The following is a 23344-nucleotide window of genomic DNA, read 5'->3' as shown; positions in this document are numbered from 1 at the left end:
TAGACACTTCCAAAGCCGCGTTGCCAGTATTGGCATGGCTACGGACCAGCTAGTTCCGAGTCCCCGACTGTCGAGATCGTGTCCAAATGTCAGACCTGACCCCGGCTGTTGGTTGAGATCGTGTCCGAATGTCAGACCTGACCCCGGCTGTTGGTTGAGATCGTGTCCGAATGTCAGACCTGACCCCGGCTTTTTGACCGCGCTTTTGCCTCCAAGCGATGTGAGGTGGTTGAAACGAAAACGGCGGCCCGCAGGCCGCCGTTTTTGTTCGTGCGTAGCGCTGTTACTTCACGCCGTGCATCAGCTTCTGGATCACCGGTGCCAGCAGCACCAGCAGGATGCCGCCGCCCAGCAGCGACAGCAGGCCGAAGTTGTAGCCGTCGAGCGCCGATGCCACCGTCATGCCGGTTTCACCCGAGACGTGCGAGGCGAAGATGCCTGACAGGTTGTTGCCGATACCGGTCGACAGGAACCAGCCGCCCATGCCCAGGCCGACGAGGCGGGTAGGGGCCAGCTTGGTGACCATCGACAGGCCGATTGGCGACAGGCACAGCTCACCGACCGACTGGATCACGTAGACGGCGAACAGTGTCCAGAACGGGATCTTGCCGTTACCGTCGATCAGCTGCGACAGGGCGTAGACCAGCAGGCCGAACGCGATACCGTTGAAGATCAGGCCCAGGCCGAATTTGCGCGGGATCGATGGGTTGGCGTTGCGCTTGCCCAGCCAGACCCAGACGGCAGCGATGATCGGTGCGAAGACGATGATGGCCACCGAGTTCACCGACTGGAACCAGGCGACAGGGAAGGTCCAGCCGTTCAGGTCGCGGTCGACGATGTTATCGGCCAGGAAGGTGAACGAGCTGCCGGCCTGCTCGAAGAAGCACCAGAACAGGACGTTGAAGAAGAAGATGATCATCATCGCCCAGGTCTTGTCGCGGGCGACTTTGCCTTCGCGGATACCTTCGATGATCAGCATCGCGGCCAGGCCGATGAACAGGACCGTCAGCAGGATCTGCAGGTTGGCGGCGCCTGCTTGCAGCAGCATGTAGACGATCGGGATCACGATCAGCGAACCGACGATGACGACGGCCAGGCGCTTTGGGCTGGCCAGTTCGCCGACCGGTGCGCCGATGCCCTGGAGCGTCTTGCGGCCGATGAAGAACCAGACCAGCGAGATCAGCATGCCGATGCCCGAGGCCAGGAACACGATCTTGTACGCTGGCATGGCGGCGGTGCCGAACACTTTTTCAGCCAGCAGCTGGGTCAGGATCGGTGCAAAGAATGCGCCGACGTTGATGCCCATGTAGAAGATGGTGAAGCCGGAATCGCGACGGGTGTCGTTCAGCGCGTACAGCTGGCCAACCATGGCCGAGATGTTCGGTTTGAACATGCCGTTACCGACGATGATGGTCGCCAGGCCCAGCTTGAACACGTCCTGGTTCGGAATCGAAATCATGAACAGGCCGGCTGCCATGAAGATGGCGCCGACCAGGATCGAGCGTTGATAACCGATGACGCGGTCGGCCACATAGCCGCCGAAGACGGCGCCGGCATACACCAGCGCGAGGTAGGAACCGTAGGTGAGGTTGGCACTGGCCTGGCCAGCCGCGTCGCCGGCATAGAACTGGCCGACGATGTAGAGGACGAGTGCCCAACGAATGCCATAAAAAGCGAAGCGCTCCCAGAATTCCGTCATGAACAGCATCCACAGCGGTGCTGGATGGCCCATGATCTGCTTGAACTCTGGAAGAGGTCCCCGAGCTGGGGTAGTAGCTGCACCGCTCATGCGGTTCCTCCCGAAAATGTAATGACAAGGTAATTGTTATATGGCGCTATTCGACGGGCGAACGTTCCAATAGGCACGCATTCTAGTGCATATCCTGCATCATACGAAGCTTTTTTGCCGGTGCGCCAACGGGTCCCGAACATGGTGCACTGCACCCTGTTTTGGGGCGCGCATGCGCCATCGGATTGGCGTATATTGCTGTACAGGACGGTCAGATTATTGGCAGTCCGCATCACAGAATCGAACGAGGACATCAGACCATGACGCAAGCAGCAAGTGAATTACCCGTAGTAGATACCGAGTTGTCCCCCGAAAGCCGGCAGGTCGTCGACACGCTGATTTCGCCGGAAGGCCAGCTCGAAGTGCTGTCCAAATCCGAAGTCAGCAAGCTGCTCGACACCGGCCGCACCGGCCTGTACGACGTGTTTCGCAAATGTGCGCTTGCAGTACTCAATAGCGGCAGCGACATCGACGACGGCAAGGAACTGCTCGAGCGGTACGCGAGCTTCGACATCAGCATCCTGCAGCGCGAGCGCGGCATCAAGCTCGATATCCGCGGCGCGCCGGCCAGCGCGTTCGTCGATGGCAAAATGATCCGCGGGATTCACGAGCACCTGTTCGCCGTACTGCGCGACATCGTGTTCGTCAATTTCGACGTCACCGACAACCCGAAGTTCGACCTGACCCGCACTGACGGCATCACCGATGCCGTATTCCACATCCTGCGCAACGCCAATGTGCTGCAGGCGCAGCGCAATCCCAATCTGGTCGTGTGCTGGGGCGGCCACTCGATTTCGCGCATCGAGTACAACTACACGAAGAAGGTCGGCTACGCGCTCGGCCTGCGCGAACTCGATATCTGCACCGGCTGCGGCCCGGGCGCGATGAAGGGGCCGATGAAAGGTGCCACGATTGGCCATTCGAAGCAGCGCCTGTCGGGCGGTCGTTATCTGGGCATTTCGGAGCCGGGCATCATCGCGGCCGAGTCCCCGAACCCGATCGTCAATGACCTGGTGATCATGCCGGACATCGAAAAGCGCCTCGAAGCCTTCGTGCGCACGGGCCACGGTATCGTGGTGTTCCCGGGCGGTGCGGGCACGGCCGAAGAAATCCTGTACATCCTCGGTATCTTGCTGCATCCCGATAACGCCGAGATCCCGTTCCCGCTGATCTTCACCGGCCCGGCATCGTCGCGCGACTACTTCACGCAGATCGACGCCTTCCTGGCGCTGACGCTGGGCGAGGCGGCGCAGAAGCGCTACCAGATCATCATCGACGATCCGGATGCGGTAGCCGTCGCAATGGTCAAGGGCATCAGCGAAGTGCGGGCCTTCCGCAAGGCGCACAGCGACGCCTACTATTACAACTGGCGCCTGAAGATCGACCACGAATTCCAGAAGCCGTTCCGCCCGACGCACGAGAACATGCGCAACCTCGACCTGCACCGGGGTATCCCGACGCACCTGCTGGCGGCCAATCTGCGCCGGGCATTTTCGGGCGTGGTGGCCGGGAATGTGAAGGAAGAGGGGATCCGCGCGATCGAGCAATTCGGGAAGTACGAGATCCGTGGCGAAGCCGCGATCATGGGGCCGATGGATGCGCTGCTGGCGTCGTTCGTCGAACAAAGCCGCATGAAGTTGCCGGGCAAGGCTTATACGCCTTGCTACACGATCGTGCAGTAAGCAAAAAAAAGGCCGCCCGAAGGCGGCCTTTTTCATTCAAGCGTCAACGCCCGGTTACTCAGTCTTCCTTGCGCAAGTGCGGGAACAGCAGCACGTCGCGGATGTTCGGCGAATCGGTAATCAGCATCATCAGGCGATCGATGCCGATGCCGCAACCACCTGCCGGCGGCATGCCGTATTCCAGCGCGCGGATGTAGTCGGCGTCGTAGAACATCGCCTCTTCATCGCCCGCATCCTTGGCCTCGACCTGCGCCAGGAAGCGCGCTGCCTGGTCTTCGGGATCGTTCAGCTCCGAGAAGCCGTTGGCGATCTCGCGGCCGACCATGAACAGCTCGAAGCGTTCGGTCACGCCGGCGCGGGTGTCCGATGCGCGCGCCAGTGGCGAGACTTCGGCCGGGTAGTCGACGATGAAGGTCGGCTCCCACAGCTGCGCTTCGGCGGTTTCTTCGAACAGCGCCAGTTGCAGCGCGCCCAGGCCGGCGGTGGCGAATGGCTTGACGCCGAACTTCTTCAGTTCGGTCTTGATGAACTCGGCGTCGTTCAGCTGCTCCGGCGTGTAGCCCGGCGCGTACTTGTCGATCGCCTCGATGATGGTCAGGCGCTGGAACGGCTTGGACAGGTCCAGCTCACGGCCACCGTACGACAGCACGGCGCTGCCATGCGCGTCGACCGCGGCCTGGCGGATCACCTGTTCGGTGAAGTTCATGATCCACTTGTAGTCGGTGTACGCCGCATAGAATTCCATCATCGTGAATTCAGGGTTGTGGCGGACCGAGACGCCTTCGTTGCGGAAGTTGCGGTTCACTTCGAACACGCGGTCGAACCCGCCGACCACCAGGCGCTTGAGGTACAGCTCCGGTGCGATGCGCAGGTACATTTCCATGTCCAGCGCATTGTGGTGCGTGACGAACGGCTTGGCCGCGGCGCCGCCCGGGATCGGGTGCAGCATCGGCGTTTCGACTTCCATGAAGCCGTTGTCTTCCATGAAGCGGCGCATCGACGACATCGCGGCGGTGCGCGCCTTGAACGTGCGACGCGTGTCTTCGTTCATGATCAGGTCGACGTAACGCTGGCGGTACTTCGTTTCCTGGTCGGCCAGGCCGTGGAACTTGTCCGGCAGCGGACGGATCGCCTTCGTGATCAGGCGCAGCTGGCTGACCTTGACCGTGAGTTCGTCGACCTTGGTCTTGAACAGCGTGCCTTCGACGCCCAGAATGTCGCCCAAATCATAACTGCGCAGTTCGTCCATCGCGGCTTCGCCGGCGCTGTCGAGCGTGATGTAGATCTGGATGCGGCCGCTGGCCGACGGGCCCGAGCTGTCCTGCAGCGTGGCGAACGCCGCTTTCTTGCCTGCTTCGCGGCGCAGCATCATGCGGCCTGCCAGCACCACCGGGATCGGCTCGGCTTCGAGTTCTTCGCGCGTTTTTTCGCCATACGCCTGGACCAGGTCGGCCGCCTTGTGCTGAGGGACGAAGTCGTTCGGGAATGCGACGCCTTTCTCGCGGATCGCCGCCAGCTTGACGCGGCGCTCGGCCATGATCTTGTTTTCGTCGGCGCCTGGCAATGGTGCCTGTTCTTGATTCTCGGTGGTCATAGTGGTGGTGGTTGATATTGGTTGAGCATGCCGCCGGTACGGCGCGCAGTAATTAAGACAGCGAGAGCAGCGCTTCAACGTCCAGCTGCGTGAAGTCGTTGACGATCGCAATGACGTTATCAAATTCGGCAAACGCCTCGGCGGGCAGCGTGGTGGTCAGCACCACGGCGCGCATGCCCGCGCGGCGCGCGGCTTCCACGCCCAGCGGCGCATCTTCGAACACGATGCAGTGCGCTGGCAGTACGCTGCAGCGGTCGGCGGCCTTGAGGAACACGTCAGGGTGCGGTTTGCCGCGCGGGACATCCACGGTACCGACGACGACGGCATCGAACTTGCGCTGCAGGTCCATCTCGTCGAGGATGAAACGGGCGCTGCCTGGCGACGCCGACGTGGCCACCGCCAGGGCCCAGCCCTGTTCGCGTGCGCGGTCGATGAAGGCGTCGAAGCCGTCGATCGTGCGCCGGTGCGGGCCATACAGCTCGCGGTACAGCACTTCCTTTTCGTGGTTCAGCTTGGCCAGTGCGTCGTCGTCCAGCTCTGCGCCCAGATAGTGGCGCAGGATTTCCTTGCCCTGGCGGCCGGCCGTGTCGCGAAAGAACGCATCGGGCTCGATGGTTTGGCCCCGCCGCGCAAAGAACGTGATCCACGCACGGGTGTGGAAGTCCATGTTGTCGACGATGGTGCCATCCATGTCGAAGATCAGCGCGCGGGCGGGTGTCGTCATGCGATGAAAGCCTTTATACGTTTTGCTTCAGGGACGCCGAGATGAAATCATCAAGATCGCCGTCGAGGACGTTCTTGGTGTTGCCGGTCTCGAAGCCAGTACGCAAATCCTTGATGCGCGACTGGTCCAGCACGTAAGAACGGATCTGGTGGCCCCAGCCGACGTCGGTCTTGGAGTCTTCGAGCTTCTGCTGCTCGCTCATGCGGTTGCGCAGTTCGAGTTCGTACAGCTTGGCGCGCAGCATGTCCCAGGCTTCGGCCTTGTTGCGGTGCTGCGAGCGGTCGTTCTGGCACTGGACCACGATGCCCGACGGGCCGTGCGTCAGGCGCACTGCGGAGTCGGTCTTGTTGATGTGCTGACCACCGGCGCCGGACGCGCGGTAGGTATCGATGCGCACGTCGGCCGGATTGATTTCGATCTCGATCGAATCGTCGACTTCGGGGTACACGAACAGCGAGGTGAACGACGTGTGGCGACCGTTGGCCGAGTCGAACGGCGACTTGCGCACGAGGCGGTGCACGCCCGTTTCGGTGCGAAGGTGGCCATACGCGTATTCGCCGTCGACCTTGATGGTGGCGGTCTTGATGCCCGCGACTTCACCGTCGGACTGCTCGAGGATCTCGGCCTTGAAGCCCTTGCGTTCGCAGTAGCGCAGGTATTGACGCAGCAGCATCGAGGCCCAGTCCTGCGCCTCGGTGCCGCCGGCGCCGGCCTGGATGTCGATGAAGCAGCTGGCGTGGTCCATCGGATTGGAGAACATCCGGCGGAATTCCATGGCCTCGATGATCTTCTGGATCGCCTCGACGTCGCCCGCGACGGCTTCCATCGTGTCTTCGTCGCCTTCTTCGCGCGCCATCTGGAACAGGTCCAGGGCGTCGGCGAGATCGGCCTTGGCTTTTTCGAGTGTCAGCACGACGCCCTCGAGCGCCTTCTTTTCTTTGCCCATTTCCTGGGCGCGCTTCTGGTCATTCCAGATCGCCGGGTCTTCCAGCTCCTGGTTGACCTGTTCTAGTTTCTCTGACTTCTTATCGAAGTCAAAGATACCTCCGAAGTTCGGCCTCACGACCCGTCAGGTCGTTCAGCAGGGCGGAAATGGCGTTGATGCGTTCGGCTTCCATGATATCGGCAGTCTCAATGTGGGTTGAATCGAACCGGGGATTATACCCGACGCGTAGCCCCAATGTAGCGCTATGGCTTGCCCGGCGGCAGGGCAAGGGGTACCATCGCGCGGTCTCGTTACCCGGATTACCCATGAACCGCTCCCTGCGTTATCAGATCGGCACCGCGCTCGTCACCACCTTCGCTCCATTGCTGTTCAATGCTCCTGCCTATGCGGCCAAAGCGCCCGCCGGCGCCACCGCCGTCCTGGCCGTGCTGGAAACGTCCGACCTGCACGCCAACGTCGTCGGCTACGACTATTACAAGCTGGCTGCCGAGCCCTCGATCGGCGTCGATCGCACCGCCACGCTGATCCGGCAGGCGCGCAAGGAATTCGCCAACACGCTGTTGCTCGACAACGGCGACACGATCCAGGGCACGGCGTTCGCCGACTACCAGGCACTGGTCAAACCGCCCGCTTGCAACGAGGTGCTGGGCATCTACAAGATCATGAATGCGCTGGGCTATGAAGGCGGCACGGTTGGCAACCACGAATTCAACTACGGACTGCCGTTCCTGAACCGGATCACGGGCAGCCAGTTCCAGGTCAAGGGCGTCGACAAGGGCCCGCGCTGCGCCGGTCCGGCGTTCCCGATCGTGCTGGCCAACGTGAACAGCCTGCAAACAAAAGCGCCGCTGTTTGCGCCATACCGGATCATCGACAAGAAGATCACGGCGCGCGGCCCCGATGGCAAGCCGGTCGAAACGCTGGTAAAGGTCGGCATCATCGGCTTCACGCCGCCTGACATCATGGCGTGGGACAAGCGCTGGCTGGAAGGCCGCGTGGTCACCGCCGGCGTGCGCGAAACGGCGGAAAAATACATCCCCGAGATGCGCAAGAAAGGCGCGCAGCTGATCGTGGCGCTGTCGCACGGTGGCCTGGACGACAGCCCGTATTCGCCGGCCATGGAAAACGCCAACTGGCATCTGGCCAAGGTGCCGGGCATCGACGTCATGCTGATGGGGCACGCGCACCAGCTGTTCCCGAATGCCGACAGCACGGTCCCGCAATTTAACCTGCCGGGCGTGGACAAGGTGCGAGGGCTGGTGCACGGCGTGCCGACCGTGATGCCGAGCCAGTGGGGCAAGCACCTGGGCGTGGTCCAGCTGCACCTGACCTATGACGGCAAGACCTGGGCGGTCGACAAGGACAAGACCGCCGTGCAGGCACGCGCCACGCAAACGGGACCCAAGACCTTTGTCGAACCGGATGCTGAAGTAGCCGCCCTGGTGCGCGCCGAGCACGAGGCGACGATCGCGTACGTGAAAACGCCGGTGGGGCGCTCGGCGTTTCGCATGACGAGTTATTTCGCTGACGTGGGCGACCCGTCGGCGCTTGAAGTCGTCAACCGCGCGCAGGCCGAGTACGTGAGCAACTACGTCAAGACCAACCTGCCGCAGTACGCCGGCGTGCCGGTGCTGTCGGTGTCGGCGCCGTTCAAGGCGGGGTTTCCGAGCGTGACGGATTACACCGACGTGCCGGCCGGCGACCTGGCGCTGAACAACGCGGCCGACCTGTACCTGTTCCCGAACTCGCTGTATGCGGTGAAGGTCGATGGCGCAGGTCTGAAGGCGTGGCTGGAGACGGCGGCGCAGCGTTTCAACACGATCGACCCGGCGGTAGCCGCGCCGCAGGAGCTGGTCAACACGCGCTTCCCGAGTTTTAACTTCGACACGATCACGTCAAAGGATGTCAGCTACGAGATCGACGTGACCAGGAAGCCGGGCGAGCGCATTGTGAACCTGACGTATCTGGGTAAACCGGTGGCGCCGGCGCAGGCGTTCCTGGTTGCGACCAACAACTACCGCGCCAGTGGCGGTGGCGGCTTCCCGGGACTCGATGGCAGCAATGTCGTCATCGCGTCGCCCGACAATAACCGCGACATCCTGATCGCGCACATCCGCGCAGCGAAAGAACTGACGCGCGCGTCGCATGGCGCGGCGCGCAGCTGGCGGTTTGCACGGGTCGAGACGAAGGGGCAGGTGGTATTCCATTCGGCGCCAGGCCTGGAAGGGCTGGCACGCGAAGCGGGGCTCGGCAATGTCAGCCAGGTAAAGGCCGACGATGGCAGCGGCAAGGGGACGGCGTTGTACGCGGTTGAGCTGTCGAAGTAAGCCGTTTTGCCTTCATAAATGCCGGCCCGAGGGCCGGCATTTTTTTCAGTGCACCGGCTTTTTCTCGTCCTGCACCAGCACGAACGGGCTCACGACCGATGCCCACAGCGTCGCATCCGTCGCCAGCCAGGCTTGCGCCTGCTCGTCGCTGACCTTGGCCACCTGGCCATCGCCCATCCAGCGCGTGATGCTGTCACGGTCGTCGTGCGCGATGCGCAGTGCGACATCGATCAGGTCCAGTGTGCTCGACACCCACACCACGCTGCCGCTGGCAAAGTGGCGTTGCAGCTCGCTCCAGGCGACGCGGCCGGTCTCGCGGTTGATCTTGTCGTGCAGTTCGGTGTCGTTCTCGGGTTTGGTCTTCATGTGCATGGTCATCTGGTCAAAGAATCTCGACCGCAGGTTGCGGCGAACCCGCCCATGTTAAACGATAGGTGTGCGCCTTGCGCACGTTGCCCACCAGCGCCGGGCGGAAGCACGCCAGGCACGTGCCGCCGGCCTGGCGCACGCTGGGGAAGATCACGCCGAGCGAACCGGCGGCCAGCAACTCGTTGGCCAGAGCCTGCGAGGCCACGTAGCTGGCCGGGTCGAGGCAATCGTCGAAAGCGGCGATGCCGCGCAGGTCGTGGAAGGTCGCGCTGAAGTCGGCCAGCAGGCACTGGTAGCTGACGCTGTCATCGAAACGGTTGATTTCGGCGTATTCGACGGTCTTGTGAAAGATGACTTCGGCCAGCGACGTGGCCGCATCGAACCCGCAGTACCAGGCGCCACGTTCGCCGTCGTTGAAACGGCTGCCTTCCGGGCGCGCATACGTAAACGCAGCGTTGATGATCCGGAAGTTCGGCACGCCGAACACCAGTTCGTCCATGCCGATGCCAGGGGCCTGGCCGGATTCGGCGCGCAGGCGTTCATTGGTGGCGTTATCCAGGTCGAACAGGTCGCGCAGCGCGTCGTCGCTGTCGGCCAGGGGGGCGAGCACCGAGTCTTCGACATCGGCGAAGCGCGACGGGATCAGGCGGCAGGTATCGAGCTGGCGCAGCAGCGTCAGCCTTGGCGTGACGTGCGAGCTCACAGGCCGCCGCGCCTGGCGTCGAGCAGCTTGCGCACGGTTTGCATCGCCAGCAGGCCGCCGGCCTGCATGAAGGCGAGCGGCGTGCGGCCGACAAAAATCGGGTTGGTGTTGGGCAGGCGCACCCATTCGTCGGCGAGCTTGTCGCCATACAGGATGTGCAGGCTTTTGTAGATGCCGAGCAGGTACGAGATGCGTGTGATGCGGTCGACTTCGAGCACCCGGTCGGGGTTTTTCTTCCAGTCGTAGAACGACGACGATGACAGGCCGCCGAGCAGCTCGCGCGCATCGTCGTCACGCAGGCCCCAGGCGGCGGCAAGCCGGAAAAAGCCCGTCAGGGCCGAACGCGACAAACGCTCGCGCTCGGCCTTGGATGTCAGGTCGACCAGCGTCGCCGGCTCGAAACGGCTCTTGGGGTAGGCATAGGCAAGGCTCATGATTCCTCCGGTTTTGGAGTATTTATACTCCAATTCGGGATCGATCGCAAGCCCCGTACGGCTGGCGCACGATCGACTCAGTCGGCGCCAACCGCGGTGACGATCGCGCCAGCGCCGGCGCTGAGCATCCAGCCCGTCATCAAGAGATAGAACATCAGCAGCGTAAACAACACCGAGACGCGGCGGGCATCCAGGCCCGCAAACAGCGGCTTCTTGTCGTAGGCGACGCCAACGAAGTAGGCGCCGAACACGGTGGCGAGGTAGTGCACGGCGCCGAACGTCTCGCCCAGTTCGCCCTTGCGCGGATGGTCGATCAGCAGGTGCGACAGGATCACCAGCACCAGGTACGGAATCGAGGCGGCCAGCGGCGGCAGGTACAGGCCGAAGCGCTCGACGAAGGTGCGCACGGCAGGGCGCTTGCGCGCCAGCAGCGGCAGGAACAGGTTGTGGATCAGGCCCGAAATCAGGATGACCTTGAGCAGCACGGCCTTGTGCAGGCTTTCCTCGCCAAAACCCAGGTTGTGCAGATTGGTTTCGGCCTGGCGGTTATTTTGCAGGAAGAACTCGGGCGACTGGATCTGCAGGATTCGCTGGAACCAGCTGATTTCTTCCAGTGCAGCCACGGCCACCAGACCGGTCAGGCCAAGCAGCACCAGCACTTCGAGCCGCATGCCGCCGTTCTTCCAGCGGTCCACCGCCACGTAGCCGAGCAAGCCCGATGTGAGCGAGAACGCCAGGAACTGCATCCATTCGACGATGCCATCCTCGACCAGCAGGCGCGAGAGCTCATGCGGATTGCCCGACCATGCCAGTGCCAGCAGCAGAATGAAAGCGTTGATGATGGTGGCCGAAATGATGACCGGATGTTTGTACCAGGGATGATTGACTGCTAACTTATTGACCACCAACTTGCTCCTTCAGAGACGTAAAATGTTCAGCCGCGATTGGCTGCAGCGCGGGGCCCGGTGCGGAATCGGGATCGCTATGACTTGATGGGCTGCGATCAGCGACGCGGCGCCCCCTGCGGCGCAGCGCGCCGGCCAGCAGCGCCGCAATGGCCCAGCCAAACAGCAGCGGGTCGAGCAGGGCGTCCCACAGATTTCCGCTTGGCAGGCGCAGCACCGAGAACAGGACGACCGCGCCCAGCACCGCTGCCGCAGTCCCGCGTGCATGATGCCGCACGATCGCCAGTGCGCAGGCGCCGGCCAGGATGACCGCGACGAGCGGCGCCAGGACGCTGCCGAAACCGGCGTAATAGTAACCGCTCGTGAGAAAGCCGACTGCGTCGACGTACAGCAGCGTTCCGGCCACGGCCAGCACCCCTGCCAGCGATGGCGGCATGGCCGCGCTGCGGCGGGCGCCGTTCCAGCGCTCCGTCAGGCGGACCAGGCAGCAGCCTACCAGCAGGCCGCTCGGATACTGGAACGCCAGACCCAGGTACCAGGCGGGCGACAGGTTGCCGGGCAGCGCCATCAGGGCCAGTGTGCCGCCAAGGATGGCAGCCACCCCGGTGCGCGACAGCGGCGCCGCACCGCGCCACAGCGCGCAGGCCACGGTGGCGGCGACAATCGCCCAGCCAATGCGGCCGTACACGATCTGGCTTGCGAGATCCGGCAGTGTCATCTAGGTGGAACCTTCCGGTTGAATACGGTAGCGATGGTGCGCAATCGCCTGGCGCTGCCAGGTGTAGGTAATGTGCAGTTCGTTGCCGACCTGCTGCATCGACGGGTACGAAAATTCGTCGCCGGCCGGCCCCTTGGCGATGTCGGCGATCGTGCGCCAGCTGCGCATGTCGTCCGAGATCGACAGGCGCAGGATGCTGCGCGCCGACGCGCCGCCTTCGACGTGATTATGCAGCATCAGGAACTGGCCGCTGGAAAGGCGTATCGCGGCGACCGACGTGCTGTAATTGGGCAGGTCGAGCGCCGGCAGATCGCGCCAGGTGGCGCCGCCATCGAGACTTGCCGCATGCTGGACCAGTTGCTGTTCGCTGTCGTCGCGCATCACGGCGCGCACTTCGTTCTTCGAGATGGCCACGAGGGCCGGCTGCAGCGTCGTGGTGCTGTTACCGATGCGCGCCAGCGTGGTCGGGTTGCCGTCGGCGTCGAACGCCATCAGCATCGGGTACTTGTTGCCGATCTCGAAATACACGGGGAGCCACCAGCCGCCATCGCTCAGCATCAGCGGTGCGGTGCGCACCAGCGCGCTGGTGTTGAACAGGGGCGAGGTCGGCAGGATCCGGCGCACGTGGAAGGTAGCGCCCTGGTCGTTCGACACCAGGTGCGCAATGCGCGCGGCGGCCCAGCCGCCCAGGCCCGTGGCCACCACGTACAGGTGGATCTTGCCGGCGCGGTCGGTCCAGGCGACGGGGTTGCCGATGCGGCGCACGCCGAAACCCAGTTCGGCGCCCAGCGTATCGCGGCTGGCGACCATCCTTGGCGCGCTCCACGCACCGTGGGCCCAGGTCGAGGCAAAGACTTTGACATCCGGACCGCTCTCGCGGCTGCCGGCCCACCAGAACGCGAGCATGCGATTGCCTGGCAGGGCGGCCAGCGTGCTGGCGTGGGCCGATGGCATGCCGCGCGGCGCGGGGATGTGGGCGTGCGAGAGTTCGGTGAGCGTCACGCGGCCAGGGCTCGCCGTGGTCACGGTGGGCATGGCAGCTGCACCAGACGCGCCGCGCCAGCGCAGCGCCTCCGCGGCGATCACGAGCACCAGCACGGCAAGCAGCAGGCCGCCGAGAAGGATCGCATGATGTCTAGGCGGCCGGGGGATCGCGGACTTCTCCATTCGCTTCCAGTCGAAGAACCCGGCAAGTGCGTTGCGCACGGGGTTCGGGCAATGAATTTTTCACCGGTAAAGTCATGCCAATGTCGCGGGCGCCAGCGTACGATCGTGACCGGGAAAAGGCGCTATCCTACCGTAAAGCAGCGAGAAAGAACATTGGGCGCTGATAAAAGACGCGTCGTTACGCGCCGAAACGACGCGACGATTCGCATCCCGCGCGTCGTCGGTAACACCGCCTATACTGGCCTTTTTGACCGTTCGGGTATTGCCGCATGCGCACCATACTGACGCCATTGCTGACTGCTTCCGTTCTTGCGTGCGCTCTGCTTGCAACCGGTTGCGCGCACCATAATCCCTATTACGACGCCGCCAAAACCCATCATCGCGTCGAAGGCTTTGCGAACAATTATCCAGCCAACCCTGCGTATCAGCGGCCGCCGCGCGGCTTCTTCGAGGGCTGGGCGGCGCGGATCGCCAACTGGACCGAGGACGCCGCCGTGCGTGCACCGCTTGCGCCGATCGCGCCGGTGGCGCCCGACCTGGCCTTCATTCACGCCAATCACAGCGAACCGGCGCTGACCTGGATCGGCCACGCAACGTTCCTGTTCCAGAGCGGAACCGGCGTGAACATCCTGATCGACCCCGTGTTCGACGAGCGTGCTTCGCCGCTGCCGTTCGCGGGACCCAGGCGCCATCAGGCGCCCGGTGTGGCGCTGGCCGACTTGCCGCGCATCGACGTCATCCTGCTCAGTCATTCTCACTACGACCACTTGTCGAAGGCGTCGCTGCGCGCGCTGTACCGCCAGCCGGGCGGGCCGCCGCTGCTGGTGGCGCCGCTGGGCGTCGATATCTGGCTCGCGAAGAACGTGACGGGGGGCGACCGCTCGCGCATCGTCAAGCTCGACTGGTGGGAAAAGACGGCATACCGGGGGCTGGAACTGCACCTGCTGCCGGTGCATCACTGGTCGGCCCGCTCGCTGTGGGACCGCAACGCGACACTGTGGGGCGGCTTTGCCGTCACGCGCCCGGGGTTTGCATTCTTCTTCTCGGGTGACCTGGGCTATTCGAAGGACATCGGCGACATCGCCGCGCGCTTCGGTGGCTTCGATCTCGCGGCCATCGGCATCGGGGCCTACCAGCCGCTGTGGTACCGCAATTCGCACGTGAGTCCCGACGAGGCGGTGCGCATCCACCGTGAGCTGCGCGTCAAGCGCAGCGTGGGCATGCATTGGGGGACCTATCCGATGGGGCAGGAGCGCCTCGACCAGGCGCCGCGCGACCTGGCACTGGCGCGCGCGGCGCAGGGTGTGGCGGACGATGCGTTCTTCGTGATGCGGCACGGGCAAACGTACAGGCCACCCATCGCGCCGTGAGTGGCGGCGGGGTGCTCATGCCCCTGGGTCAAGGCTGGGCGCGCAGGGTCAGCTTGAGAATCTCGCCGGGTTGCCAGAGCCGCATGCGCGGGCCCCAGCCACCGGCACCGCGGCTGACCACAAGCTGCATGTGGCCGATGCGGTACCAGCCCACCAGATAGGGAAACTCGCGCTGGGCCAGATACGTGAATGGCCAGACTTGGCCGCCGTGGGTATGCCCGGACAGCATCAGGTCGATGTCCTTTTGCGCAGCGCGCTCGATTAGTAGAGGGTCGGGGATGTGCGAGAGCAGGATCGTCGCACCGTCCAGCCGTTTGGGCAGCATGCGTTCGAGACCGGCATTCACGTCGCGCCCACCGCGCCGGGCGCGCCCGATATCGTCCAGGCCCGCCAGGTGCAGGCCTGGTGCGATCTCGACGTGCTGGTCGCGCAGCCACTTGACGCCGCCGGCTGCGAACTCGTGGATCGTGCCGCCGGCGTCGCCATAGTATTCATGGTTGCCAGTAATGGCCCAGACGCCCATGGCGGGCCGCAGCCGTTTGAGGACAGGTGCGAGCTGGGCGTCGTTGATCGGTTCATCTTCAACCTGGTCGCCCAGCATCACGACGGCATCCGGATCGAGGGCATTGATCTGGTCGACCCGCGCGCCGAGCCACTCCGCACGGCGCTGGGCCCCAAGGTGCGTATCGCTGATTGCCACCAGCACGGTGCCATCGAGCGCCTTGGGCAGGCCGGGCAGGGTGACTTCCTGCTCGACGATGGCCGGCGCGCGCATCGCCTGAAAAATCGCAAAGGCGCTGACCGAGACGCCCGCGATCGCGCCAACGGCCAGAATGCGCGGCGCCCAGGTCCGCAGCCAGAAGCCAAAACCTGTGATGATGTCGGCCAGCAGCAGATACTGCGTCATACAGAACAGCACGCCAAGCCACGTCATCGAGAACTGCCCCGGCCACCAGAGCCAGTCCAGCGCCGCATCCCCGAGTTGCACGCCCCACAGATAAAACGCCCACAGAAGCACAGCGCCCACCCACCAGACACGCGCCGGCACGCGCGCACGAACCGGCCCCAGCGCATACAGGCGATGCGCCACGTAAAAATGCATCAGTGAGCCGAGAAAATTAATAATGATCGAAAACATGCATGCTCCCGCCAGCAGCCAGCCAGCGCACAGGGAATGAGAGGGGAATGGCCAAACCGGCAAACCGGCTCATCATAGCGAACACGCCAGGATCATGTCGCCTGTAAGTATCCCGCCCGCAAATAGTTATCAAACAATTCGACTCTGACCCTAATTGTTAGGCGGACTCTGCAGTAAACGTAACAATGAGGGTCAGAGTCGAATTATTGGGCAATTGCCTCAATTCGAGCGTGCTGCAATTGGGGTCAGAGTCGAATTATTTTGCAATTGCTCAGGTGCTCGGCCCAAGCGGTCAGGCGGATTCGGCGTGCTCGACCAGTAGCTGGACTTTGGTGACGCCGTTGTATTCGTTGGCGTCGAGGCGGAAGGCGACGCGGGCGCGGTCGCTCAGGCTGTCGGTGTGGCCGAACCAGATGGCGTCGTAGCGGCGGCCGTTCTTTTCAAGCTGCAGCTTCAGGTGACGCTCTTTCAGGATGCGCTGGCTGACGACGCGGAACTCGTCGCAGAAGACCGGTGGCGCGAAGCCCTGGCCCCAGACCTGGCCGTCCATCAGTTCGATGAACTGGGTCGAATAGAACTCGTCTTCGAGAGGACCGTCGGTTTCGATGATGCGTTCGAGCTGCGCTTCGGTCAGCCATGCCTGGCCGACGGCTTCGAAGGCCTGGCAGAAGGTGTCGAAATTGTCGTGCCGCAGCGACAGGCCGGCGGCCATCGCGTGGCCGCCGAACTTGTCGATCAGGCCCGGCACGCGCTTGGACACCAGGTCCAGCGCGTCGCGCAAGTGAAAGCCCGGAATCGAGCGGCCCGAGCCCTTGATCATGCCGTCGCCGGCTGGCGCGAAGGTGAATGTCGGGCGGTAGAATTTCTCTTTCAGGCGCGAGGCGACGATGCCGATCACGCCCTGGTGCCAGCCTTCGTCGAACACGGTGATCGTGCTGGCGCCGGTTGGCTCGAACGTGTCCAGGTGCAGCAGCGCGGTGTCCTGCATCTCGGCTTCGATTTCGCGGCGCTTGAGATTGATTTCGTTCAGTTGCTGGGCGATGGCCCAGGCGCGGCCTTCGTCGTCGGTGGTCAGGCATTCGATGCCGAGCGCCATGTCCTGCAGGCGGCCGGCCGCGTTCAGGCGCGGGCCGACGGCAAAGCCCAGGTCGAACGGCGTGGCGCAGCGCGCCTCACGGCCGGCCACCCGGAACAGCGCCGCCACGCCAACATGCATGCGGCCCGCGCGCATGCGCTTCAAGCCTTGTGCAACGAGGATGCGGTTGTTGGCATCGAGCTTGACGACGTCGGCCACCGTGCCCAGCGCGACCAGGTCGAGCAGGCTGTCGAGCTTGGGCTGCGTCTGTGCGTCGAATACGCCGCGCCGGCGCAATTCGGCGCGCAGGGCCAGCAGTACGTAGAACACCACGCCCACGCCGGCCAGGTTCTTGCTCGGGAAGCCGCACTCGGGCTGGTTCGGGTTGACGATCACGCGCGCCGCCGGCAGCACGTCCCCCGGCAAGTGGTGGTCGGTGACGACGACGTCGATGCCCAACTGGTTTGCCGCGAGCACGCCGTCGACGCTGGCGATGCCGTTGTCGACCGTGACGATGATGTCGGGCGCTTTTTCGCGCGCGGTGAGTGCGACAATTTCGGGCGTCAGGCCATAGCCGTATTCGAAGCGGTTCGGGACGATGTAGTCGACCTGCGCGCCCATCGCGCGCAGACCGCGCAGGGCGACCGCGCAGGCGGTGGCCCCATCGCAATCGTAGTCGGCGACGATCGTCATGCGCTTGCCGGCGCCGATGGCGTCGGCCAGGAACGCGGCGGCGGCGTCGATGTGCTTCAGGCCGGACGGCGGCGACAGGGCCGCCAGCTCGCTCGAAAGCTCACGCGCATCGAGCAGGCCGCGCGACGCGTAGATGCGGGCCAGCACGGGGTGCACGCCATCCTGGCGCAGCAGTTCGGAGGTGCGGAACGGGCAAGGGCGGGTGGAAAGTCGGGTCTTCAGGGTCAATGTCTGTCTCGGTCGGGTTATTTCAGTGCGCTCACCAGTGTTCTCACTTCAGTGCGTCGAGCGTCGGGCTGCGCCAGAATTTGCGCTGCGCCAGCGCGCTCGTCGTCGTCTCCAGCAGGCCTTCGCGGCTGCTCAGCACCAGCGTCAGCTTGCTCACGCGGCCCGCCTTGACGGCAGCCAGCAGCGGTGCGAACAGCGTATCTTCCAGTTGCTGCATCACCTGCAGCCAGACGCCCCAGTCGGCTGCCTGCGCCGCTTCGGCCAGCGGGCCGACCACCAGCGTGCGGTCGGTTGACAGCAGGTCGGCCAACCGGTCGAGCGTCTCGAACCGCTGATCGCCGAGCGCACCGAGCCAGCTCGGCACGGCAACACTGGCCAGCGGCTGCGTCGCTGCGGGCGCCGTCCGGCCCGCGCCCCACATCCAGAACGCGTTCACGATCGGCAGCCGCTGCGTTTCGCGCGCGGCGTTTACCGGATGCGCATGCCACGCCATCTGGACTTCGTTCTGCAGGCGCCGGTAGGCCAGCGCCGGCTGCCCCTTCGGCATGAAATCCGTCAGGTCCATGTTCACGACCGTATCGGGCGTGGCGGTCTCGAAACCGGTCCAGTCGTCGGCGCGCAAAAACCATGTCTGCGCATCGCCGTAGCGCAGCGCATGACCAATGCTCTCGCAGAGTTCGGCCGCCGTGGCGAACAGCGCGCGGCTGTCGTCATCGGCCAGCGGTACCTGGCGCGTATCGGCCATCGTCAGGTGCGTGCGCGCAATCTGGATATGACCGGGGGACACGATGTACCAGTTGCCACCATTGGGATCCAGCCCGAAGCCGCGCATGGCGGCAACGGCCACGTCGACGCTGCCCGCGGCGCCCACGCCGAGCGCGCGCGCCAGCCAGGTTTCATGGGACAGGGCATGGGTATGTTCGGCCGTCCGCGTGCGCGTGGCGCTCGACGTGCGTGAGAGCAGCAGCGCCAGCGCCGGCGTGTTCATCGCGCGGATCAGGTCGGGAGCAAATTCGGGAAGCGGCAGAGCGAACGGCAGGACGAGCGTAATATGAGCCATCCCGCTATTCTAGGGCAAATCGCCGCCGCCAGCGGATCGCCATCCCGTTTCTGCTCCGCATGCCCACTGGAATGCCCTAGTGGGTTTTTGATAATTGCGCCACAATCCCGTTTTGTCTGGCAAACTGCCGGGCTGATGCAGCCCGGCGCTGCGCTACTAATACAAAAACACAGCGGATCGGTCGACACGGACAGCATGAGCATCACCCACAAACTCCCCTACGAATGGCAGATCGGCCTGCGCTACACGCGCGCCGGCAAGCGCAGCGGCCGCAACAGCTTCATCTCCTTCATTTCGATGGCCTCGGTGGCCGGCATCGCCCTCGGCGTGGCCGCGCTGATCGTCGTGCTGTCCGTGATGAACGGCTTCCAGAAGGAAGTCACCAACCGCATGCTGTCGATGCTGGCCCACGTCGAGATTTTCGACAGCCGCGGCGCGCTGCCCGACTGGCGCGCCACCAGCCTGCAGGCGCTGCGCAACCCCGAGGTCAAGGCCGCCGCGCCGTTCATCGACGCGCAATCGATGCTGCTGGTCGATGGCGTCATGAAGCCGGCGCTGCTGCGCGGCGTGGCGCCCGTCGAAGAGGCGCAGGTATCCGACATCACGCGCCAGATGAAGGCCGGCAGCTTCGAATCACTGCGCGCCGGCTCGTTCAACGTCGTGCTGGGCCGCGCGCTGGCCAAGTCGCTGGGCGTCGATGTGGGCGACCGCGTGACGCTGCTCGTGGCCAGCAGCGGCATCCTGGGCGGCGCCAGCACGCCGGGCGAGAACCCGCTGCCGCGCACGCGCGCGCTGACCGTGTCCGGCATTTTCGAAGCCGGCCATTTCGAGTTCGATTCCACGCTCGCCCTGATCAATATCGACGACGCCCAGGTGGCGACAGGCGCCACGGCACCGGCCGGCATCCGCCTGCGCCTGCAAGACCTGCACCAGGCGCCACGCGTGGCCTATGAACTGCAGCGCTCGATGCCGGGTGAATTGATCATGCGCGACTGGACCAAGGTCAACACCGTCTGGTTCGCGGCCGTGCAGTCGCAGAAGAACATGATGTTCATTATCCTGACGATGATCGTGGCGGTGGCCGCGTTCAACCTGGTCTCGACGCTCGTCATGACCGTCAAGGACAAGCAGTCCGACATCGCCATCCTGCGCACGCTGGGCGCCTCGCCACGCGCGATCATGAAAATCTTCATGGTGCAGGGCACGCTCGTGGGCCTGCTGGGCGGCCTGCTCGGCGTGGGCCTGGGCGTGCTGGTGGCGCTCAATGTCGACGTCATCGTGCCGGCCATCGAGCGCGTCTCGGGCGTGCACTTCCTGTCGCAAGAGGTGTATCTGATCAGCGAGATGCCGTCCGAACTGCTGTGGGCCGACGTTGGCTGGATCGGCGGCGTGGCCGTGCTGCTGTCGTTCCTGGCCACGATCTACCCAAGCTGGGCCGCCTCGCGCGTGAAACCGGCAGAGGCACTGCGCTATGAGTAACCGCGCCTGTGTCGTCCGCCCCGATTCCAATCTGAAGCACGAAAATTCATGAGCACCATCCACAAACTGCCGTACGAGTGGCAGGTCGGCCTGCGCTACACGCGCGCTGGCAAGAGCAGCGGTCGCAGCAGCTTCATTTCGTTCATCTCGCTCATTTCCGTGGCCGGCATCGCGCTCGGCGTCGCGGCCCTGATCATCGTGCTGTCGGTGATGAACGGCTTCCAGAAGCAGGTCACCGACCGCATGCTGTCGGTGCTGGCCCACATCGAGGTGTTCGATGCATCGGGCAGCATGCCGGATTGGCAGGCCAAGGCGAAAGAGGCGGCGCAGAATCCGGCCGTACTGGGCTCGGCCCCCTTCGTCGAAACCCAGGGCCTGCTGGTGCGCGACGGGATCATGCGCCCGTCGATCGTGCGCGGCGTGCTGCCCGGCGTCGAAGACAATGTGTCGACGGTGGCAAAGCAGATCCGCGCCGGCAGCTTCGATGCCCTGAAGCCCGGCAGCTTCAATATCGTGCTCGGTTATGCGCTGGCGCGCGCGCTGGGCGTGGGCATGGGCGACAAGGTCACCATGGTGCTGGCCCAGGGCCAGGTCACGCCGGCCGGCATGGTGCCGCGCACGCGCAGCTTCACGGTGGCCGGCATCTTCGAGGCCGGGCACTTCGACTTCGATGCGGCGCTGTCGTTCGTGCACATCGAGGATGCGCAGCGGCTCGAGCGCCAGCAGGCGCCATCGGGCCTGCGCCTGCGCATCGCGAACATGCGCGAAGCGCCGCAAGTTGCGGCCGAATTGAAGGCCTCGATGAAGGGCGACCTGGTCGTGCGCGACTGGCCCAAGCTCAACGCCAACTGGTACGCTGCGGTGCAGACCGAAAAAAAGATGATGTTCATCATTCTGACGCTGATTATCGCGGTGGCCGCCTTCAACCTGGTGTCGAGCCTCGTGATGACGGTGACCGAGAAGCAGGCCGACATCGCGATCCTGCGCACGCTGGGCGCCTCGCCCGGCTCGATCATGAAAATCTTCATGGTGCAGGGCGCGGTCGTCGGTGTGCTCGGCACGCTCGCGGGCGTGGCCATGGGCGTGGGCGTGAGCAAGAACATCGGTGTCATCGTGCCGTTCATCGAACGCTTGCTGGGCGTGGAGTTCTTGTCCAAGGATATCTATTTGATCAGTACCGTGCCGTCCGAGCTGTACACGCCGGACGTCGTCACCATCGGCATCGTGTCGGTGGTGCTGGCCTTTGCGGCCACGATCTACCCAAGCTGGGCCGCCTCGCGCGTGAAGCCGGCAGAGGCGCTACGCTATGAATAATCTGATGAACGATTCAATGAACCACGTGAACAACACCAACGACGTACCCGTGCTGGCCTGCCGTGGCCTGGGCAAGACCTTCAACCAGGGTGATGCCATCGTGCGCGTCATCGACGGCATCGACTTTGCCGTCTATCGTGGCGAGCGCGTGGCGATTGTCGGCGCGTCCGGCTCGGGCAAGTCGACGCTGCTGCACCTGCTCGGCGGCCTGGATACGCCGAGCAGCGGCACGGTCAGCCTGCGCGGCGAGGATTTTGCGAGCCTGTCCGAATCGCGGCGCGGCGAACTGCGCAACACGGCGCTGGGCTTCGTCTACCAGTTCCACCACCTGCTGCCTGAATTCACGGCGCTCGACAACGTCATGATGCCGCTCCTGATTCGGCGCATGCCTCGCGCCGAGGCGCTGACGCTGGCGCAGGCTATCCTCGAACGCGTGGGCCTGGGCAAACGCGTCATGCACCGCCCGGGCGAATTGTCCGGCGGCGAGCGCCAGCGGGTCGCGCTGGCGCGCGCGCTGGTCACGCAACCGGCCTGCGTGCTGGCCGATGAACCGACCGGCAACCTCGATCACACGACCGCGCAGATCATCTTCGACCTGATGCTCGAACTGTCGCGCACCCTGGGCACCGCCTTCGTGATCGTCACGCACGACATGGAACTGGCGCGCCGCTGCGACCGCGTGCTGCGCATGACCGAGCACGGGCTGCAGGCTGCAGAGGGCTGACGCCATGTGGATCGATACGCACGTTCACCTCGACGCCCGCGAATACGGCGGCGATGGCGCTGGCGTGGCGCGCAGGGCCGACGCGGCCGGCGTCTCGATGATCGTCATCATGGCGGTCGAGCGGGGCAATTTCGATACCGTTGCCGCGCTGGCCGCGGGCAGCCCGAACGCCTGCTATGCGCTGGGCATCCACCCGATGTGCGTGCCGCAGGCACACGATGACGACCTGGCGTACCTGCGCACGCGCGTCGAAGCGGCGATGGGCGATCCGCGCTTCGTGGGCATCGGTGAAATCGGCCTGGATTTCTTCATCCCCGAACTCACCACGCCCGAGATGCGCGAGAAGCAGGCGCGGTTCTTCCGCGAACAGCTGCGCATTGCGCGCGACTTCGGCTTGCCAGTGATGACCCATGTGCGCCGCTCGCAGGACCAGGTGCTCAAGCACTTGCGCCAGATCCGCCCGCCGAGCGGCATCGCGCATGCCTTCAATGGCAGCTTCCAGCAGGCGCAGAATTTCATCGACCTCGGGCTGCACCTGGGCTTCGGCGGCAACCTGACCTTTACGCGTGCGCTGCAGATCCGGCGCCTCGCCACGGAGTTGCCGCTCGACTGGATCGTGCTGGAAACTGACTCACCCGACATCGCCCCCAGCTGGATTCATCCGGGCCGCAACAGCCCCGAGAATTTGCCGGGCATCGGCGCGGCGCTGGCCGAATTGCGCGGCGTGGACACGAATGTCGTGCGCATCGCTGCCCATCGCGCCTCGTTGGCCGCCATCCCGCGCCTGGCCGGCTTGTGCGCTGCCGTCTAGCCAGGCGGCCCTGCGAAGTTCCCGAAACGGCGCCTGGCATCTGTGACACCTGACAAAACGCCATCAGTACGGCGTGCCAAGATGTGCTTCCCCG

General features: G+C 64.4%; 20 protein-coding genes. 7 read left to right on the top strand and 13 right to left on the bottom strand.

The features are described 5' to 3' along the window. Positions 1–283 precede the first annotated feature (283 nt). On the bottom strand, positions 284–1789 hold the full coding sequence (locus tag IFU00_11260; GenBank protein ID MBD8542861.1) for an MFS transporter: 1506 nt from the start codon (positions 1787–1789) through the stop codon (positions 284–286). A gap of 302 nt (positions 1790–2091) precedes the next feature. Between IFU00_11260 and IFU00_11255 the strand changes: the two genes are divergently transcribed. After that, entirely contained in the window at positions 2092–3471 is a 1380-nt protein-coding gene (locus tag IFU00_11255) for an LOG family protein (GenBank protein ID MBD8542860.1), read from the top strand. 58 nt (positions 3472–3529) lie between these two features. Here the strand turns inward: IFU00_11255 and lysS are convergent, their stop codons facing one another. From lysS to prfB, 3 genes are all read right to left on the bottom strand, one after another. Then, positions 3530–5065 (bottom strand): lysine--tRNA ligase, encoded by a 1536-nt coding sequence (lysS, locus tag IFU00_11250; protein MBD8542859.1) that lies wholly within the window; start codon positions 5063–5065, stop codon positions 3530–3532. A 52-nt stretch (positions 5066–5117) separates the two neighbouring features. Further along, the gene (locus tag IFU00_11245) at positions 5118–5789 is read right to left on the bottom strand and encodes an HAD family phosphatase (GenBank protein ID MBD8542858.1); all 672 of its coding nucleotides are present in this window, start codon (positions 5787–5789) and stop codon (positions 5118–5120) included. 13 nt (positions 5790–5802) lie between these two features. Then, a protein-coding gene (prfB, locus tag IFU00_11240; protein ID MBD8542857.1) for a peptide chain release factor 2 occupies positions 5803–6907 on the bottom strand; the annotation gives its coding sequence in 2 pieces (ribosomal slippage) (positions 5803–6825 and positions 6827–6907; 1104 coding nt in all). Positions 6908–7040: 133 nt separating this feature from the next. Here prfB and IFU00_11235 point away from each other — a divergent pair. Continuing rightward, positions 7041–9062 (top strand): bifunctional 2',3'-cyclic-nucleotide 2'-phosphodiesterase/3'-nucleotidase, encoded by a 2022-nt coding sequence (locus IFU00_11235; protein ID MBD8542856.1) that lies wholly within the window; start codon positions 7041–7043, stop codon positions 9060–9062. 45 nt (positions 9063–9107) lie between these two features. Here the strand turns inward: IFU00_11235 and IFU00_11230 are convergent, their stop codons facing one another. From IFU00_11230 to IFU00_11205, 6 genes are all read right to left on the bottom strand, one after another. After that, on the bottom strand, positions 9108–9428 hold the full coding sequence (locus IFU00_11230) for a DUF2288 domain-containing protein (GenBank protein MBD8542855.1): 321 nt from the start codon (positions 9426–9428) through the stop codon (positions 9108–9110). Between the two features lie 16 nt (positions 9429–9444). Continuing rightward, a complete protein-coding gene (locus IFU00_11225) occupies positions 9445–10134 on the bottom strand; it encodes an RES family NAD+ phosphorylase (protein ID MBD8542854.1) in 690 nt (229 codons plus the stop codon). Next, positions 10131–10568, bottom strand: a complete 438-nt coding sequence (locus IFU00_11220; protein ID MBD8542853.1) for a DUF2384 domain-containing protein — start codon at positions 10566–10568, stop codon at positions 10131–10133. The genes IFU00_11225 and IFU00_11220 overlap by 4 nt, the downstream gene beginning before the upstream one ends. 77 nt (positions 10569–10645) lie before the next feature. Further along, on the bottom strand, positions 10646–11473 hold the full coding sequence (locus tag IFU00_11215; protein ID MBD8542852.1) for a hypothetical protein: 828 nt from the start codon (positions 11471–11473) through the stop codon (positions 10646–10648). Further along, a complete protein-coding gene (locus tag IFU00_11210; GenBank protein ID MBD8542851.1) occupies positions 11463–12191 on the bottom strand; it encodes a hypothetical protein in 729 nt (242 codons plus the stop codon). The genes IFU00_11215 and IFU00_11210 overlap by 11 nt, the downstream gene beginning before the upstream one ends. Continuing rightward, a complete protein-coding gene (locus tag IFU00_11205; protein MBD8542850.1) occupies positions 12192–13358 on the bottom strand; it encodes an exo-alpha-sialidase in 1167 nt (388 codons plus the stop codon). Positions 13359–13627: 269 nt separating this feature from the next. On the opposite strand from IFU00_11205, the gene IFU00_11200 reads away from it, so the two are divergent. Continuing rightward, entirely contained in the window at positions 13628–14728 is a 1101-nt protein-coding gene (locus IFU00_11200; protein ID MBD8542849.1) for an MBL fold metallo-hydrolase, read from the top strand. Positions 14729–14756: 28 nt separating this feature from the next. Here IFU00_11200 and IFU00_11195 read toward each other — a convergent pair whose 3' ends face one another. From IFU00_11195 to IFU00_11185, 3 genes are all read right to left on the bottom strand, one after another. Further along, complete coding sequence (locus IFU00_11195; protein ID MBD8542848.1) at positions 14757–15866, bottom strand: metallophosphoesterase; 1110 nt, start codon at positions 15864–15866, stop codon at positions 14757–14759. A gap of 292 nt (positions 15867–16158) precedes the next feature. Further along, a complete protein-coding gene (gene recJ / locus IFU00_11190) occupies positions 16159–17862 on the bottom strand; it encodes a single-stranded-DNA-specific exonuclease RecJ (protein MBD8542847.1) in 1704 nt (567 codons plus the stop codon). Positions 17863–17905: 43 nt separating this feature from the next. Beyond that, a complete protein-coding gene (locus IFU00_11185; protein ID MBD8542846.1) occupies positions 17906–18922 on the bottom strand; it encodes a hypothetical protein in 1017 nt (338 codons plus the stop codon). 195 nt (positions 18923–19117) lie between these two features. On the opposite strand from IFU00_11185, the gene IFU00_11180 reads away from it, so the two are divergent. The 4 genes from IFU00_11180 to IFU00_11165 are packed head-to-tail and all read left to right on the top strand — an operon-like array spanning position 19118 to position 23250. After that, positions 19118–20401 (top strand): lipoprotein-releasing ABC transporter permease subunit, encoded by a 1284-nt coding sequence (locus IFU00_11180; GenBank protein MBD8542845.1) that lies wholly within the window; start codon positions 19118–19120, stop codon positions 20399–20401. Between the two features lie 48 nt (positions 20402–20449). Continuing rightward, positions 20450–21715 (top strand): lipoprotein-releasing ABC transporter permease subunit, encoded by a 1266-nt coding sequence (locus IFU00_11175; protein MBD8542844.1) that lies wholly within the window; start codon positions 20450–20452, stop codon positions 21713–21715. Positions 21716–21731: 16 nt separating this feature from the next. Continuing rightward, a complete protein-coding gene (gene lolD / locus IFU00_11170) occupies positions 21732–22439 on the top strand; it encodes a lipoprotein-releasing ABC transporter ATP-binding protein LolD (GenBank protein MBD8542843.1) in 708 nt (235 codons plus the stop codon). A gap of 4 nt (positions 22440–22443) precedes the next feature. After that, complete coding sequence (locus IFU00_11165; GenBank protein MBD8542842.1) at positions 22444–23250, top strand: TatD family hydrolase; 807 nt, start codon at positions 22444–22446, stop codon at positions 23248–23250. Positions 23251–23344 lie beyond the last annotated feature (94 nt).

The sequence above is a fragment of the Oxalobacteraceae sp. CFBP 8761 genome (genome assembly GCA_014841595.1).
In the GTDB taxonomy this organism is placed as follows: Bacteria; Pseudomonadota; Gammaproteobacteria; order Burkholderiales; family Burkholderiaceae_D; genus Telluria.
This window is presented reverse-complemented; position numbering and strand designations above follow the sequence as displayed.

What these genes read in the sequence shown, in the direction of transcription:
- IFU00_11260 (MBD8542861.1), bottom strand. Translation starts at nt 1,789, where the DNA reads ATGAGCGGTGCAGCTACTACCCCAGCTCGGGGACCTCTTCCAGAGTTC.
- lysS (MBD8542859.1), bottom strand. Translation starts at nt 5,065, where the DNA reads ATGACCACCGAGAATCAAGAACAGGCACCATTGCCAGGCGCCGACGAA.
- IFU00_11245 (MBD8542858.1), bottom strand. Translation starts at nt 5,789, where the DNA reads ATGACGACACCCGCCCGCGCGCTGATCTTCGACATGGATGGCACCATC.
- IFU00_11235 (MBD8542856.1), top strand. Translation starts at nt 7,041, where the DNA reads ATGAACCGCTCCCTGCGTTATCAGATCGGCACCGCGCTCGTCACCACC.
- IFU00_11230 (MBD8542855.1), bottom strand. Translation starts at nt 9,428, where the DNA reads ATGAAGACCAAACCCGAGAACGACACCGAACTGCACGACAAGATCAAC.
- IFU00_11220 (MBD8542853.1), bottom strand. Translation starts at nt 10,568, where the DNA reads ATGAGCCTTGCCTATGCCTACCCCAAGAGCCGTTTCGAGCCGGCGACG.
- IFU00_11210 (MBD8542851.1), bottom strand. Translation starts at nt 12,191, where the DNA reads ATGACACTGCCGGATCTCGCAAGCCAGATCGTGTACGGCCGCATTGGC.
- IFU00_11205 (MBD8542850.1), bottom strand. Translation starts at nt 13,358, where the DNA reads ATGGAGAAGTCCGCGATCCCCCGGCCGCCTAGACATCATGCGATCCTT.
- IFU00_11200 (MBD8542849.1), top strand. Translation starts at nt 13,628, where the DNA reads ATGCGCACCATACTGACGCCATTGCTGACTGCTTCCGTTCTTGCGTGC.
- IFU00_11195 (MBD8542848.1), bottom strand. Translation starts at nt 15,866, where the DNA reads ATGTTTTCGATCATTATTAATTTTCTCGGCTCACTGATGCATTTTTAC.
- IFU00_11185 (MBD8542846.1), bottom strand. Translation starts at nt 18,922, where the DNA reads ATGGCTCATATTACGCTCGTCCTGCCGTTCGCTCTGCCGCTTCCCGAA.
- IFU00_11180 (MBD8542845.1), top strand. Translation starts at nt 19,118, where the DNA reads ATGAGCATCACCCACAAACTCCCCTACGAATGGCAGATCGGCCTGCGC.
- IFU00_11175 (MBD8542844.1), top strand. Translation starts at nt 20,450, where the DNA reads ATGAGCACCATCCACAAACTGCCGTACGAGTGGCAGGTCGGCCTGCGC.
- lolD (MBD8542843.1), top strand. Translation starts at nt 21,732, where the DNA reads ATGAACCACGTGAACAACACCAACGACGTACCCGTGCTGGCCTGCCGT.
- IFU00_11165 (MBD8542842.1), top strand. Translation starts at nt 22,444, where the DNA reads ATGTGGATCGATACGCACGTTCACCTCGACGCCCGCGAATACGGCGGC.